Genomic DNA, 14,514 nt, shown 5'->3' on the forward strand with positions numbered 1-14,514 from the left:
CTGTAAGCAAGGTAGACCCCACTCGCAGGACAGAGTTTAGACACAGGTTGGGAAGAGGCTTTCAGCCGCCGGACTTCTTGGCCTTGTAACCGAGCTTGATCAGCTCGGCCAACAGCAGTTCGACGTGATCGCCCTGGATCTCGATAACCCCGTCTTTCAACGCGCCACCGGTGCCACAGCGCTTTTTCAGCGTGGTGGCCAATTCCTTGAGCGCGTCTTCAGCCAGGGGCACGCCGGTGATAGTGGTCACCGTCTTGCCGCCACGGCCTTTGCTTTCGCGGCGCACGCGGGCAATACCGTCGCCTTCGGGGATCAGGGTCTGTTTGCAGGTACACGAATCCACGGGCTGACGACAGTCCGGGCAGTGTCGACCTGCGTCGGTGGAAAATACCAGGCCGCCGAGGGCGGCGAAGGATGCGGCTTTTTTGGCCACCGGCAATCCTCTCGGGAGGACAAAGACTGATCGGCCTCCGCTAAGGGACGACCGACCGCGAAGCCCCACTCAGGCAGGGGCAGCGCTACCGAGCCGCCAAGGCGGTTCGGGTGAAAAGTCGCGCAGTGTAACGGCAAAAAGCCGACTTGCTAAGAGCCAAATGGCGCCAATTTATGCAGCTTTAGCGACGTGAGGCCAGATAGCGCCGCAGCCCCTCTTGGGCGTCCGGGCAGTAAGGCTTTTGCTGCGCTTCCTGCAGGACCGTTTCAACGGGCAAAAAGCGCGCTTCCATGACTTCTTCAGGCTGCAGGCGCAGAGGCCCGTGCCAGGTCGCGGAATAGGATTTGCACCAGAGTCGGCTGTCGCCATCTTCGAAATAGAAATGGTCATGTTCGATCAATTCCACCCCGCCGACACCCAGTTCCTCTTCGAGCTCGCGGGCAGCCGACAACGCGTAGGATTCGCCCGCCGCGACCATCCCGCCCGCCGCCGTATCCCAGAAACCCGGGTACAGGGCCTTGCTCAGGGTGCGCCGATGCACACACAGCTCACCCTTGGAATTGAACAGGAAGATAAAGGTGCAACGGCCGATCAGGCCGCGCTGGCGCAGGTCTGACCTGACGAGGTGGCCGAGCAGGTTGTCCTGCTCGTCGACCCAGCAGATCAGTTCGGCATCGGAGGCTACGCGGTGCGCAGCCTCCTTTTGAGTCGCGTCCATCATTAACCCTGGTTGAGCAGTTGACGCAAATCGATCACCGCCGCGTTGGCCCGGGAAATGTAGTTGGCCATTACCAGCGAATGGTTAGCCAACACGCCAAAGCCGCTGCCGTTGAGGATCATCGGACTCCATACCGGCTCTTGCGAAGCCTCCAGCTCACGAATGATCTGGCGCACGCTGACGGTGGCGTTTTTCTTGGCCAGCACGTCGGCAAAGTCGACTTCGATGGCACGCAACAGGTGGGACAGCGCCCAGGCCTGGCCACGGGCTTCGTAGAACACGTTATCGATCTGCATCCATGGGGTTTCCACCACTTCTTCGTCGACCTGCGGCACTTCACCCGGCGCCAGGGCTTCGGTTTTCAGTGCGGTGTTCAATTTGACCCGGCCCACGCTGGCCGACAGGCGTTGCGACAGCGAACCCAGGCGGGTGGCCACATCGCCCAGCCAGTTGTTCAGGTTGTCGGCGCGGGCATAGAACAAGGCGCCACGCTGATTCGGGTCGGACAGGCGCGCTTCATAGCGGTTCAGGGAGTTGATGCCTTCCTGGTACTCCGACTCACTGGAGGGCAGCACCCAGCTCTTGTTGTCGAAGTTAAAACGCGGCTCGGCCTTGGCCAGATCGGCGTCTTCGGCCGACTGCGACTGGGAGCGGGCGAAGTCTTTACGCAGGGCGCGGGTCAGGTCGCGCACCTGCACCAGCACGCCGTACTCCCAGCTCGGCATGTTGTCCATCCACAGGCCCGGCGGGAAACGGTCGTTGGAAATATAGCCACCGGGCTTGTTCAGCAACGTGCCGACCACGGTCTTGAGGGTTTCGACGGTGGTATAGCCCAACACCATCTGCTTGCCTTCCTTCTCGGCGGCAAGCTGCGCATTCTGCTGGACCGGGAACAGCGCCGGCTCTTCGCTCCAGTACCAGCCCAGGGCGCCGGTGACCAACAGATACAGGCCGAGCACGCTGAGCATGGCTCGGCTCATCAGCAAAGTACGAAAATAGCTGCGGTTGGCCGACTTGGGCTCAGGGGCAGGGCCTTTGGCACTGCCCGCACGGTTTTTCCAGTCCAGCATGGCGATATCCTTTCAATCACTTGAGTTCATGCACTTGAATTGAGGGCGTGCGTTCAAACACTCCGACCACAACCCTACCCCATCGTGCCCGCCCATGCGGGGCTTTTCACCAAACGTGCAGACGGGAAGCATTCGACTATAAAGGATGCACGCCTTTTAAGCTGCGCGACCATCAGGTCACCCACTGAATATCAGGGACACGCAGTTAATTGACATATGACACTCATCCCATTGAAAAGAGGTGCTAGCATAGAGCCATCAGTTCGACCTCAGCATGCACCCTAACTAGTAGTCAGGATATGACCGAGCCAGAAGACCCCAGCCGTGAGCGTCTCAAGCAGCATTTTGCCCAGCGGGTAATTCATCAGGCACGTCAAATTCTTGAGATCTGGCAGCGCCTGCAACGCAGCGAATGGTCAAGCGCCGACCTCTCCGAACTCAGCGAAGCCAACCTGCGCCTGCTGCGCTTTGCCGAGCGCTTCGAACAACCCGAGCACGGCCAGTTGGCGCGGCACATCGGTGACTCACTCAAGGCGGTGGACGAAAACCGCGGACGCTTGAGTAGCCACTTGATCACCGAACTCAACCGCTTGATGCAGCGCTTGTCCCGCACCGGCCTGCGCCAGGGCGACCAGTTGGAACAAACCTTCCTGCCGCCGATGCGCAAGCCGATCTACGTGATGCTGGCCGATCACGACCGCGCCGAGCGCCTGGCCAAGCAGCTGGAATTCTTTGGCATGAGCGCCCACTCCCTGGACAGCGTGGCGGCGTTTCGCACCTCGATGAGCGAGCGCCTGCCCTCAGTCATTGTCATGGACGTGGATTTCTGTGGCGCCGGTCTGGGCCTCAGGCTCGCGGCCGAGGCCCAGGAAGGCCTGGAGCATAAGCTGCCGCTGTTGTTTTTCAGCCTGCATGAAACCGACACCCCCACTCGCCTCGCCGCCGTGCGCGCCGGCGGCCAGGAATTCCTCACCGGCACGCTGGAAGCCTCCAGCCTGCTGGAAAAGATCGAAGTGCTGACCTGCGTCGCCCAGTACGAACCATACAAAGTGCTGATCATCGATGACTCGCGGGCCCAGGCGCTGCACACTGAGCGGTTGCTCAACAGTGCCGGCATCGTCACCCGTACCTTGATCGAGCCGATCCAGGCCATGGCCGAGCTGGCGGACTTCCAGCCCGACCTGATTATCCTCGACATGTACATGCCGGCCTGTACCGGCACCGAACTGGCCAAGGTCATTCGCCACAATGACCGTTACGTCAGTGTGCCGATCATCTACCTGTCGGCCGAAGACGACCTGGACAAGCAGCTGGACGCCATGAGCGAAGGCGGCGACGACTTTCTCACCAAACCGATCAAGCCGCGCCACCTGATCACCACGGTGCGCAACCGCGCCGCCCGTGCGCGTAACCTCAAGGCGCGGATGGTGCGCGACAGCCTGACCGGGCTGTACAACCACACCCATATCCTGCAATTGCTCGAAGACTGCAGCTTCCGCGCGCGCCGCGAGAACAAGCCGTTGAGCTTTGCCATGCTCGACATCGACCACTTCAAGCGGGTCAATGACAGCCACGGCCACCCCATGGGTGACCGCGTGATCAAGAGCCTGGCGCTGTTTCTCAAGCAACGCCTGCGCAAGACCGATTACATCGGCCGCTATGGCGGTGAAGAGTTCGCCATCGTGATGCCCGACACCGACCTGGAATCGGCCTGCAAGGTGCTGGATGAAATTCGTGGGCGCTTTGCCGAAATTCACTACCCGGCCCAGCCCCAGGACTTGTGGTGCACCTTCAGCGCCGGGGTGGTGGAGCTGTGCGACGACTCCGACAGCCTGATGATGGCCGCCCAGGCCGACGAGGCGCTGTACCGCGCCAAGCATGCCGGGCGTAACCGCGTGCAAGCGGCGCGCACGCAAAGGCAAAGTGCCATCTTTTCACCAGAATCCAGTGATTCCGTCATAACCCTGTAATGAAAACGCAATAACTTCAGGCACTTACCTTTTGCCGTCGGTTGATATCCCGCATGCGCCTGAAGCTGCTGACCAATCTCAATACCCTCCTGCTGGTGGCCGTTTGCCTGGCGCTTGGAGCGACGCTGTGGTGGTCGCAACGGGCGCTGGAACGCCCTTATTTGCTGATGGAACGCTACCTCGGTCTGTCACAGACCTTTCAGAACCAGGCCGCGCGCAATATCGACGACTACCTGGCCAGCGGTGATGCATTGCGCTTGAGCAGCGCCAGCCAGAGCCTGGAAAGCCTGTTGCAGCACCTGGATGAACTGCCAACCGACCTCGCGCAAAACCTGCGCCCCAGCCTCGCGGACCTGGATACCTTCAGCAAGACCGACCTGCTGGCGGCCGGTAAGTTGGCGGGCGACCCGCAAGCCTTGTTGCTGCAAGCCGAGCGGGAGCTGGGCGCCAATCTGGAGCAACTGAGCCAGTACGCAATGGGCGTCAACACCCCCGAAGCCGCGCGCTACCTGCCACCACTGCTGGCCGCCTCGCAACACCTGGGCAAGCTGTCCCTGGCCCGCGGCAAACTGGTGAGCAGCGGTCGCGCGGAACTGGCGGACGATGTAGAGCGTGAAGTCGGCAATATGCGCAGCCAGGCAGATCTGCTCGAACAACTGCCACTGCTCGGGGTAAAAGCCAGCGCAGAATCCAACACCGATGATTTTTCGGCCTTGATGGGCCTGGAAAATACGCAAAAAGCCGAAGTCCAGGACACCGGCGTCGACCTCAAGCGCGAACTCAACGGCCTGCTGGCCCGCTACCCCGCCGAACTCCAGCGCACCCGCACGCAGATCCAGCAACGCGCCGACCTGGCCGCTGCCACCCATTTGAAAATCGCTGCCGTTCAACAGGCGATCGCCGGCCTGGAGCCGGTGGTGCGCGCGCAACACGGCAAGATCCAGGGCGAAGTGCGCCTGATACAAGGCGTGATGATCGGCCTGATCCTGCTGATCGCCCTGCTGATCGACACCCTGCAACGCCGCCTGGCGCGGGTGCTGACCAACCTGGCCCCGGCCTTGTCGACCTGGGGCGAAGGCGATTTCAGCCAGCCGATTATCGTGGGCAAGACCAATCGCGAACTGCGCGACATCGAAGCATCCCTTAACCGCTTGCGCGCCTATCTGGTGGACCTGGTGGGTACCATCCGTGGCAATGCCGAAGAAGTGGCCGGCAGCAGCCGCGCCTTGGCCGAACTGAGCAGTGGCCTGCACGACGGAGCCGAACGCCAGGCCGGGGATACCGCGCAGATTCGTGATTCCCTGGGCGAACTGGAAGCCACCATCCAGCAAGTCGCCGGCGATGCCAGCCAGGCCGCCGGTGCCAGCCGCAGCGCAGGCCAGGCGGTCGAGCAAGGTCAGCGCGTGATCGGCCTGAGCCTGACCGGCCTGCACGCGCTGGTGGGTGAAGTGCAGCAAAATGCGCAGATGATCGAGAAACTTGCCGAAGAGTCCGCCACCATTGGCGGCGTATTGACCGTGATTCGCTCGATTGCCGACCAGACCAACCTGCTGGCGCTCAACGCCGCCATCGAAGCCGCACGCGCCGGTGAGGCCGGGCGCGGTTTTGCCGTAGTCGCCGACGAAGTGCGCACCCTGGCCCAACGCACCGCTGGCGCCACCGCCGAGATCCAGGGCTTGATCACCGGCCTGCAAACCGCTGCACACCAATCGGTGCAGGGCATGCGCGCCCAGGTCGAACACGCCGAGGCCACCGCCCAGCAAGCCCAGGCGGCAGATGGCGCACTGGATGAAATCGTCGGCGCGATCCAGACCATTTCCGCCACCGCCGTGCGCATTGCCGATGTAACGGCGCAGCAAAGTGGCGCCGTGAGTGAGATTCGCGATAACAGCGAACGGATTCATCAGCTGGGTGAGGACAACCTGCTGCGCATCGGCCAGGGCCGCAGCCAGGGTGAGCATTTGCTGGTGCTGGGTGGGCAGCTTAATACGGCTGTGCAGGCGTTCCGTGTCTGACCTGCCCCCTGAAGATCCAAAATCAAATAATGTGGGAGGGGGCTTGCTCCCTCCCACATTTGATCTCCACGGGATTCAAGGGCGTATTACCAATGACCGGATCCCGACCCCCAGTCACAAATTTTGCGCAATCCTCGCTAATCGTGCCGCCTACTGCATAGAACTGGACAGTCACAAAGGCTTTGCGGCATAGTCGCCGGGTTCTGCCTTGCCCACATCAATAACAAGGAACAGCCGATGGCGACCTTACTGGTTCTTCACGGACCCAACCTGAACCTGCTCGGCACCCGTGAACCGGGCGTCTACGGGGCAGTAACCCTCGATCAGATCAACCTTGACCTGGAACGACGGGCACGTGAAGCCGGCCACCATCTGCTCTACCTGCAAAGCAATGCCGAGTATGAATTGATTGATCGCATCCATGCCGCGCGTGGCGAAGGCGTGGACTTTATCCTGATCAATCCCGCCGCTTTTACGCACACAAGTGTTGCATTACGTGACGCGCTGCTGGCGGTGAGCATCCCATTCATCGAAGTGCATTTATCGAACGTGCACAAACGCGAACCTTTCCGCCATCACTCCTACTTCTCCGACGTTGCGGTAGGAGTGATCTGCGGCCTTGGCGCCAGCGGTTACCGACTGGCCCTGGAGGCCGCCCTGGAACAGCTTGAAGAACAGGCCAAGCGCCCCTGACCGACCCTTGGGAGTTGATGATTCATGGATATCCGTAAAGTTAAGAAACTGATCGAACTGCTGGAAGAATCCGGTATCGACGAGCTGGAAATCAAGGAAGGCGAAGAGTCCGTACGGATCAGCCGCCACAGCAAGACCCCGGCCCAACAGTTCTACGCGCCACAGATGCAGGCACCGGCACCAGCTGCTGCTCCGGTCGCCGCGCCTGCTGCTGCCGCTGCACCTGCCGCACCGGCAGCCCCTGCGCTGAACGGTTTCGTGGTCAAGTCGCCAATGGTCGGTACGTTCTACCGCACCCCGGCACCGACCTCGCCAGCCTTCGTTGAAGTGGGCAAGACCGTGAAAGTGGGCGACACCATCTGCATCGTTGAAGCGATGAAGATGATGAACCACATCACGGCCGAAAAAGCCGGCGTCATCGAATCCATCCTGGTAGAAAACGGTCAGCCGGTTGAGTACGACCAGCCGCTGTTCACCATCGTTTGAACCGCGGAGCGCCTTCGATGTTGAAACCTGCGAAGAAACTGCAAAAAGTCCTGATCGCCAACCGCGGCGAGATCGCGCTGCGTATCCTGCGCGCCTGTAAGGAAGAGGGCATCAAGACCGTCGCTGTTTACTCGACGGCCGATACCGAATTGATGCACGTGAAACTGGCGGACGAAAGCATCTGCATTGGCCCGCCACTGGCCACGAACTCGTACCTGAAAGTCTCGAACATCATCGCCGCAGCAGAAGTGACCGGCGCTGATGGCATCCACCCGGGCTACGGCTTCCTCGCGGAAAACGCCGATTTCGCCGAACAGGTGGAAAAATCCGGGTTTGCCTTCATCGGCCCGAAAGCCGAAACCATTCGCCTGATGGGCGACAAGGTATCGGCCAAGGACGCCATGATCGCCGCCGGCGTGCCAACCGTTCCGGGCTCCGACGGCCCACTGCCTGAAGACGAGGAAACCGCACTGCGCATTGGTCGCGAAGTCGGTTACCCAGTGATCATCAAGGCCGCCGGTGGCGGTGGTGGTCGCGGCATGCGCGTGGTGCACAAGGAAGAAGAGCTGATCGAAGCGGCCAAGCAGACTCGCTCCGAAGCGGCTGCCTGGTTCGGCAACCCGATGGTCTACCTCGAGAAGTACCTGACCAACCCACGTCACGTGGAAGTGCAGGTACTGTCCGACGGCCAGGGTCACGCCATCCACCTGGGCGACCGCGATTGCTCGCTGCAACGTCGTCACCAGAAGGTGTTGGAAGAAGCACCGGCACCGGGCCTGGACGAAACCGCTCGCCAGGAAGTCCTGGCTCGCTGCGTCAAGGCGTGCATCGACATCAACTACCGCGGCGCCGGCACCTTCGAGTTCCTCTACGAGAACGGCCGCTTCTACTTCATCGAGATGAACACTCGTGTGCAGGTAGAGCACCCGGTGTCGGAGATGGTCACCGGTATCGACATCGTCAAGGAGATGCTCAGCATCGCCGCCGGTAACGTGCTGTCCTTCACCCAGGACGACGTGAAGATCCATGGCCACTCCCTGGAGTGCCGGATCAACGCCGAAGACCCGAAGACCTTTATCCCAAGTCCAGGCCTGGTCAAGCACTTCCATGCTCCGGGCGGCAACGGCGTTCGCGTCGATTCGCACCTGTACAGCGGCTACAAGGTTCCGTCCAACTACGACTCGCTGATCGGCAAGCTGATCACCTGGGGCGCCACCCGCGACGAGGCCATGGCCCGTATGCGCAATGCCCTGGACGAAATCGTGGTCGACGGCATCAAGACCAACATCCCGCTGCACCGGGACCTGGTTCGTGATGAAGGCTTCTGCGAAGGTGGTGTGAACATTCACTACCTGGAACACAAGCTGGCCAACCAGTAAGTGCTCCACCCAACAAAGCCGCCTTCGGGCGGCTTTGTTGTTTGTGGGCCCTCTATTTTGAAGATGTACACAGTCCAAATGTGGGAGGGGGCTTGCCCCCCGATAGCGGTGGATCAGTTACAGATACTGAGACTGACACACTGCAATCGGGGGCAAGCCCCCTCCCACATTTGACCGGCGTGCAGTCAGTAGTGTCGTCTTCTGCCCGCCGCTCGCGTAAACTTGCGCGCTTTCGCAGCCTACCCGGCTGCACACTCATTTTTTCAAAGGTGCCCGCCATGCCTTGGCTGCAAGTCCGTCTCGCCATCAGCCCAGAACAAGCCGAAACCTACGAAGACGCTTTCCTCGAAGTGGGCGCCGTCTCGGTCACCTTCATGGACGCCGAAGACCAGCCGATCTTCGAACCCGAGCTGAACACCACCCCGCTGTGGTCCCACACTCACCTGCTGGCCCTGTTCGAAGACGGCGCCGATGCCGCCGCCGTGCTGGCCCATATGGAGTTGCTCACCGGCAGCCCATTGCCTGAGCATCACAGCGAAATCATCGAAGACCAGGACTGGGAACGCAGCTGGATGGACAACTTCCAGCCGATGCGCTTCGGCCAGCGCCTGTGGATCGTGCCGAGCTGGCATGCCGCCCCGGAGCCGGACGCGGTCAACCTGCTGCTGGATCCGGGCCTGGCATTCGGCACCGGTACCCACCCCACCACCGCGCTGTGCCTGGAGTGGCTGGACGGCCAGGACCTGACTGACAGCCACGTGCTGGATTTCGGCTGCGGCTCGGGGATCCTGGCGATTGCCGCCCTGTTGCTGGGCGCCAAAGAAGCCGTGGGCACCGACATCGACGTGCAGGCCCTGGAAGCCTCCCGCGATAACGCCGGGCGCAACAACATTCCTGAAGGTAAATTCCCGCTCTACCTGCCGCAGGATTTGCCCCAGGTGCAGGCCGACGTGCTGGTCGCCAATATCCTCGCCGGCCCGCTGGTTTCCCTGGCGCCGCAACTGTCGAGCCTGGTCAAGCCGGGTGGGCGCCTGGCGCTGTCGGGCATCCTCGCCGAGCAAGGCGAAGACGTCGCCGCCGCCTACGCCAAGGATTTCGAGCTGGATCCGATCGCTAACCGTGATGGCTGGGTACGCATCAGCGGACGTCGGCGCTAGAATGAGCGCTTGCCTGAATCGGATGGCCGCATGACCGACAGTTTCGTCACCCAATGCCCGCATTGCCAAACCCGCTTTCGCGTCAATCACGCCCAATTGAGCGTGGCTCGCGGCGTGGTTCGCTGCGGCTCGTGCCTGCAAGTCTTCAACGCTGCCCGCCAGTTGCTGGAGCAGCGCGCCCAGGCGCCTGCGCCGGAGCAACCGGCCGCGATCGAGCCCGCGCGCGAAGCAGCGCCTGAGCCACAGCGGGCAATCAGCCAGAAGCAGTGGAGCGCCGAAGAGCTGGACCTGGACAACCTGGACCTGGACAAGGAACTGGCCAAGCTGGAACGCCGCGAGATTCAGCATACCCAGCCCGTAGGCGCGGAACGCCGCCAGCCCGGCGCCGACCGTCGGCAGAAAGAAGACGCCCTCAGCGCCAGCCGCGAAACCGTCAAGGCCGAAGAAGAAAAATGGGCCGCCAGCCTGTTCAGCGAGCCGGCTGAAGAACGCGCCAACGCTTCCGAAGAAGAACCTGAACCGAGCAAAGCCCCTGCGACCAGGCAACGCACCGAGCCATCCGTGTCGTTGCACATCGACGACAGCGACGATGAGCCAGCGCTGCGCTCAACCCCGGACGATGAACACACCGACCCGCCGTTCACGCCCCTGACAGCAGCAGCGGATGAAGCGCAGCCCGAAGAGCGCGCGCAATCCCGTCGCAAGCGCCCACGCCCCGAGGCCGGCGTCCATGACGACCTGCTCCAGGACCTGGAAGACGACCCTCTGCACTTGTACGCGCAAAAACGCCCGCAGGGCCTGGGACGCCGCCTGATCTGGATGCTGCTGGTACTCATCGCCGCCGCCGGCCTGGCCGCGCAGTACATTGCCTATCAATTCGACGATCTGGCCCGCCAGGACGCTTACCGCCCGTGGTTCCAGCAACTGTGCCCCACACTGGGCTGCACGGTGCCGTCGCGGGTCGATATCGCCCATATCAAGAGCAGCAACCTGGTGGTACGCAGCCACCCCGAGTTCGCCGGGGCGCTGGTGGTGGATGCGATCATCTATAACCGCGCGACGTTCTCCCAGCCCTTTCCGCTGCTGGAGCTGCGTTTCGCCGACATCAACGGCAACCTGATTGCCAGTCGTCGCTTCAAGCCCGCCGAATACCTGAGTGGCGAGTTGGCTGGGGTGAGCGAAATGCCATCACAGACCCCGATCCATATCTCCCTGGACATCCTCGATCCGGGCAATAAAGCCGTGAATTACAGCTTGAGCTTCCACTCGCCCGAGTGAATCGGCTCACGCACCGAAGCTTGACGGTGGATTATTGACTGGGCGCCGCCCATCCAAACCGGCGGCGATAAAGAAATAACTGTTCAGATTTTATCCAATTCAGCCTTTATCCAGTCATCGAGAGCGGGTATCATGCCAACCCTTTTTCGAACTCTAATGATCCGGCCCCACAACAGGGAAGTCCTATGTCGGCGGTACGCATCGGCCCATATACATTGCAGAACGGCTTGATTCTCGCCCCGATGGCGGGCGTCACCGACCAGCCCTTTCGTCAGCTGTGCAAGCGTTTGGGCGCGGGTCTAGTAGTCTCGGAAATGGTCACCAGCGACATGAGCTTGTGGAACACCCGCAAATCGCGGATGCGCATGATCCACGAAGGTGATCCCGAGCCCCGCTCGGTACAGATCGCCGGCGGTGATGCGCAAATGCTGGCGGATGCGGCCCGAGCCAACGTGGAGTTGGGCGCACAGATCATCGATATCAACATGGGCTGCCCGGCCAAGAAGGTCTGCAACAAGGCCGCCGGTTCCGCGCTGTTGAAGGATGAGCAGTTGGTTGCCGAGATCCTGCAGGCCGTTGTTGCCGCAGTGGATGTGCCGGTGACCCTGAAGATTCGTACCGGCTGGGACCGGGACAACAAGAACGGCCTGACGGTGGCGAAGATCGCCGAACAGGCAGGCATTACAGCGCTGGCAGTGCATGGCCGCACCCGCGCCGACCTTTACACCGGTGAAGCCGAGTACGACACCATCGCCGCGATCAAGCAGGCGGTGTCGATGCCGGTATTTGCCAATGGCGACATCGACTCAGCCGAAAAAGCCCGGCGCGTGCTGCAAGCCACCGGTGCCGATGGTGTGTTGATTGGCCGGGCCGCACAGGGGCGACCGTGGATTTTTCGTGAGATCGAGCATTTTCTGCGTACGGGTGAAGTCCTGCCGGCGCCGGAACTGGTCGAGGTGGAACGTATTCTGCTAGAGCATCTGGCTGCACTTCACACCTTCTATGGAGAGGTGATGGGCGTGCGTATTGCTCGCAAGCATGTGGGTTGGTATCTCGCAACCCTGCCGGGCGCCAGGGAGTTTCGCGCCGGCTTCAATCGTTTGGATGAAACGCAAGCACAGGTCACCGCCGTTCGTGAGTTTTTTGCCGAACGAGACAAGAGCCTGAGAGCAGGGGACGGAGAATGGGTGGCCGCATGACGATGATGACCGAGACTTTAGTGAGTGGAACAACACCCGTGAGCGACAACGTCAATTTAAAACAGCACCTCAACACGCCGAGCGAAGAAGGCCAGACCCTTCGCGGGAGTGTCGAGAAGGCGCTGCATAATTATTTCGCCCACCTTGAGGGCGCTTCCGTCACGGACGTGTACAACCTGGTGCTCTCCGAAGTCGAGGCGCCCCTGCTCGAAAGCGTGATGAACTACGTCAAGGGCAACCAGACCAAAGCCAGTGAGCTGCTGGGCCTCAACCGTGGCACCTTGCGCAAAAAGCTCAAGCAATACGATTTGCTGTAAGCATTCAATCAAACCAGAAAGGCGCCCGCGTAAAACCGGTCGCCTTTTTTGCTGACTCCTTTGCTTTTGATGGAAATTGAAATGACCGACCAGACTACCCGCCTGCCGATCCGCCGCGCCTTGATCAGTGTCTCCGACAAGACCGGGATCCTCGAATTTGCCCGGGAGCTGGAAGCCCTGGGTGTGGAAATCCTCTCCACGGGCGGGACCTTCAAACTGCTGCAGGACAACGGCGTGGCCGCAGTGGAAGTGGCGGACTACACCGGCTTCGCAGAAATGATGGACGGTCGCGTCAAGACCCTGCACCCGAAAATCCACGGCGGCATCCTCGGTCGTCGCGGCATCGACGACGCCATCATGACCGAGCACGGCATCAAGCCGATCGATCTGGTGGCCGTTAACCTCTACCCGTTCGAAGCCACCATCAACAAGCCAGGCTGCGACCTGCCGACCGCCATCGAAAACATCGATATCGGCGGCCCGACCATGGTTCGCTCGGCGGCCAAGAACCACAAAGACGTGGCCATCGTGGTCAACGCCGGCGACTACGCCCAAGTGCTGGAAAGCCTGAAAGCCGGCGGCCTGACCTACGCCCAGCGTTTCGACCTGATGCTCAAGGCGTTCGAACACACCGCCGCCTATGACGGCATGATCGCCAACTACATGGGCACCGTGAACCAGGCCGCCGAAACCCTGAGCACTGAAGGGCGTAGCCAATTCCCGCGCACCTTCAACAGCCAGTTCATCAAGGCCCAGGAAATGCGCTACGGCGAGAACCCGCACCAGAGCGCGGCGTTCTACGTGGAAGCCAAGCCTGCCGAAGTGGGCATCGCCACCGCGACCCAGTTGCAAGGCAAAGAACTGTCCTACAACAACGTGGCCGACACCGACGCCGCGCTGGAATGCGTGAAGAGCTTCGTCAAGCCGGCCTGCGTGATCGTCAAGCACGCCAACCCGTGCGGCGTGGCCGTGAGCCCGGATGCTGAAGGCGGCATCCGCCAGGCATACGAACTGGCCTACGCCACCGACACCGAATCGGCCTTCGGCGGCATCATCGCGTTCAACCGTGAATTGGATGCCGAGACCGCCAAGGCCATCGTCGAGCGTCAGTTCGTCGAAGTGATCATCGCCCCTTCCGTGAGCGAGGAAGCCCGCGCCATCGTGGCGGCTAAAGCCAACGTGCGCCTGCTGGCCTGCGGCGAGTGGTCGGCTGAACGTGCCGCTGCCTGGGACTACAAGCGCGTCAATGGCGGCTTGCTGGTACAGAGCCGCGACATCGGCATGATCGGCAGCGCAGACCTCAAAGTGGTGACCAAGCGCGCCCCGACCGAGCAAGAGATCAACGACCTGATCTTCGCCTGGAAAGTGGCCAAGTACGTTAAATCCAACGCCATCGTCTACGCCAAGAACCGCCAGACCATCGGTGTCGGCGCTGGCCAGATGAGCCGCGTGAACTCGGCGCGTATCGCCGCGATCAAGGCTGAGCACGCCGGTTTGCAGGTGGCCGGTTCGGTGATGGCGTCCGATGCATTCTTCCCGTTCCGTGATGGCCTGGACAACGCCGCCAAAGCGGGCGTGACTGCCGTGATCCAACCGGGCGGCTCGATGCGTGATGCCGAGGTGATTGCCGCTGCTGATGAAGCCGGCATCGCCATGGTCTTCACCGGTATGCGCCACTTCCGTCACTAAACACCCCTGCTTTCCTACTGTAGGAGCGAGCTTGCTCGCGAAAAGCCCGAGAACGCCACGGGGAGTCAGATACCCCCCGTTATCGTTGACGATCCTCGCGAGCAAGAACT

13 protein-coding genes are annotated in these 14,514 nt (G+C 61.4%); 10 read left to right on the top strand and 3 right to left on the bottom strand.

From position 1 onward, the window contains the following. Positions 1-61 precede the first annotated feature (61 nt). From FBY10_RS08345 to FBY10_RS08355, 3 genes are all read right to left on the bottom strand, one after another. Positions 62-433 (bottom strand): translation initiation factor Sui1, encoded by a 372-nt coding sequence (locus tag FBY10_RS08345; RefSeq protein WP_005784408.1) that lies wholly within the window; start codon positions 431-433, stop codon positions 62-64. Between the two features lie 181 nt (positions 434-614). After that, the gene (locus FBY10_RS08350) at positions 615-1,151 is read right to left on the bottom strand and encodes an NUDIX hydrolase (protein ID WP_145336081.1); all 537 of its coding nucleotides are present in this window, start codon (positions 1,149-1,151) and stop codon (positions 615-617) included. A gap of 2 nt (positions 1,152-1,153) precedes the next feature. Further along, the gene (locus FBY10_RS08355; RefSeq protein ID WP_371920967.1) at positions 1,154-2,131 is read right to left on the bottom strand and encodes a DUF2333 family protein; all 978 of its coding nucleotides are present in this window, start codon (positions 2,129-2,131) and stop codon (positions 1,154-1,156) included. Between the two features lie 389 nt (positions 2,132-2,520). On the opposite strand from FBY10_RS08355, the gene FBY10_RS08360 reads away from it, so the two are divergent. The 10 genes from FBY10_RS08360 to purH all read left to right on the top strand — a co-directional run bounded on the left by FBY10_RS08360 (position 2,521) and on the right by purH (position 14,404). Continuing rightward, entirely contained in the window at positions 2,521-4,191 is a 1,671-nt protein-coding gene (locus FBY10_RS08360; RefSeq protein WP_131696708.1) for a PleD family two-component system response regulator, read from the top strand. A 53-nt stretch (positions 4,192-4,244) separates the two neighbouring features. Next, positions 4,245-6,206 carry a methyl-accepting chemotaxis protein gene (locus tag FBY10_RS08365; protein WP_145336077.1) on the top strand — a complete coding sequence of 654 codons (1,962 nt, stop codon included), beginning with the start codon at positions 4,245-4,247 and terminating at the stop codon, positions 6,204-6,206. Positions 6,207-6,443: 237 nt separating this feature from the next. Continuing rightward, entirely contained in the window at positions 6,444-6,899 is a 456-nt protein-coding gene (gene aroQ / locus FBY10_RS08370; RefSeq protein ID WP_003171482.1) for a type II 3-dehydroquinate dehydratase, read from the top strand. A 24-nt stretch (positions 6,900-6,923) separates the two neighbouring features. Then, positions 6,924-7,385 (top strand): acetyl-CoA carboxylase biotin carboxyl carrier protein, encoded by a 462-nt coding sequence (gene accB / locus FBY10_RS08375; protein ID WP_145336075.1) that lies wholly within the window; start codon positions 6,924-6,926, stop codon positions 7,383-7,385. A 17-nt stretch (positions 7,386-7,402) separates the two neighbouring features. Next, the gene (accC, locus tag FBY10_RS08380) at positions 7,403-8,764 is read left to right on the top strand and encodes an acetyl-CoA carboxylase biotin carboxylase subunit (RefSeq protein ID WP_131696710.1); all 1,362 of its coding nucleotides are present in this window, start codon (positions 7,403-7,405) and stop codon (positions 8,762-8,764) included. A gap of 278 nt (positions 8,765-9,042) precedes the next feature. Beyond that, the gene (gene prmA / locus FBY10_RS08385; RefSeq protein WP_131696711.1) at positions 9,043-9,921 is read left to right on the top strand and encodes a 50S ribosomal protein L11 methyltransferase; all 879 of its coding nucleotides are present in this window, start codon (positions 9,043-9,045) and stop codon (positions 9,919-9,921) included. A gap of 30 nt (positions 9,922-9,951) precedes the next feature. Further along, positions 9,952-11,199: a DUF3426 domain-containing protein gene (locus FBY10_RS08390; protein ID WP_145336073.1), complete on the top strand. Its 1,248-nt coding sequence runs from the start codon at positions 9,952-9,954 to the stop codon at positions 11,197-11,199. A gap of 185 nt (positions 11,200-11,384) precedes the next feature. Next, positions 11,385-12,398 carry a tRNA dihydrouridine synthase DusB gene (gene dusB / locus FBY10_RS08400; protein WP_131696713.1) on the top strand — a complete coding sequence of 338 codons (1,014 nt, stop codon included), beginning with the start codon at positions 11,385-11,387 and terminating at the stop codon, positions 12,396-12,398. Then, positions 12,395-12,715 carry a DNA-binding transcriptional regulator Fis gene (gene fis / locus FBY10_RS08405; RefSeq protein WP_002555375.1) on the top strand — a complete coding sequence of 107 codons (321 nt, stop codon included), beginning with the start codon at positions 12,395-12,397 and terminating at the stop codon, positions 12,713-12,715. The genes dusB and fis overlap by 4 nt, the downstream gene beginning before the upstream one ends. Before the next feature lie 81 nt (positions 12,716-12,796). Continuing rightward, positions 12,797-14,404, top strand: coding sequence for a bifunctional phosphoribosylaminoimidazolecarboxamide formyltransferase/IMP cyclohydrolase (purH, locus tag FBY10_RS08410; RefSeq protein ID WP_131696714.1), 1,608 nt, complete (start codon positions 12,797-12,799; stop codon positions 14,402-14,404). Positions 14,405-14,514 lie beyond the last annotated feature (110 nt).

Origin of the sequence: Pseudomonas sp. SJZ103, from assembly GCF_007828335.1 — a bacterium.
Classification (GTDB): Bacteria; Pseudomonadota; Gammaproteobacteria; order Pseudomonadales; family Pseudomonadaceae; genus Aquipseudomonas.

What these genes read in the sequence shown, in the direction of transcription:
- FBY10_RS08350 (WP_145336081.1), bottom strand. Translation starts at nt 1,151, where the DNA reads ATGGACGCGACTCAAAAGGAGGCTGCGCACCGCGTAGCCTCCGATGCC.
- FBY10_RS08355 (WP_371920967.1), bottom strand. Translation starts at nt 2,131, where the DNA reads ATGAGCCGAGCCATGCTCAGCGTGCTCGGCCTGTATCTGTTGGTCACC.
- FBY10_RS08360 (WP_131696708.1), top strand. Translation starts at nt 2,521, where the DNA reads ATGACCGAGCCAGAAGACCCCAGCCGTGAGCGTCTCAAGCAGCATTTT.
- FBY10_RS08365 (WP_145336077.1), top strand. Translation starts at nt 4,245, where the DNA reads ATGCGCCTGAAGCTGCTGACCAATCTCAATACCCTCCTGCTGGTGGCC.
- aroQ (WP_003171482.1), top strand. Translation starts at nt 6,444, where the DNA reads ATGGCGACCTTACTGGTTCTTCACGGACCCAACCTGAACCTGCTCGGC.
- accB (WP_145336075.1), top strand. Translation starts at nt 6,924, where the DNA reads ATGGATATCCGTAAAGTTAAGAAACTGATCGAACTGCTGGAAGAATCC.
- accC (WP_131696710.1), top strand. Translation starts at nt 7,403, where the DNA reads ATGTTGAAACCTGCGAAGAAACTGCAAAAAGTCCTGATCGCCAACCGC.
- prmA (WP_131696711.1), top strand. Translation starts at nt 9,043, where the DNA reads ATGCCTTGGCTGCAAGTCCGTCTCGCCATCAGCCCAGAACAAGCCGAA.
- FBY10_RS08390 (WP_145336073.1), top strand. Translation starts at nt 9,952, where the DNA reads ATGACCGACAGTTTCGTCACCCAATGCCCGCATTGCCAAACCCGCTTT.
- dusB (WP_131696713.1), top strand. Translation starts at nt 11,385, where the DNA reads ATGTCGGCGGTACGCATCGGCCCATATACATTGCAGAACGGCTTGATT.
- fis (WP_002555375.1), top strand. Translation starts at nt 12,395, where the DNA reads ATGACGATGATGACCGAGACTTTAGTGAGTGGAACAACACCCGTGAGC.
- purH (WP_131696714.1), top strand. Translation starts at nt 12,797, where the DNA reads ATGACCGACCAGACTACCCGCCTGCCGATCCGCCGCGCCTTGATCAGT.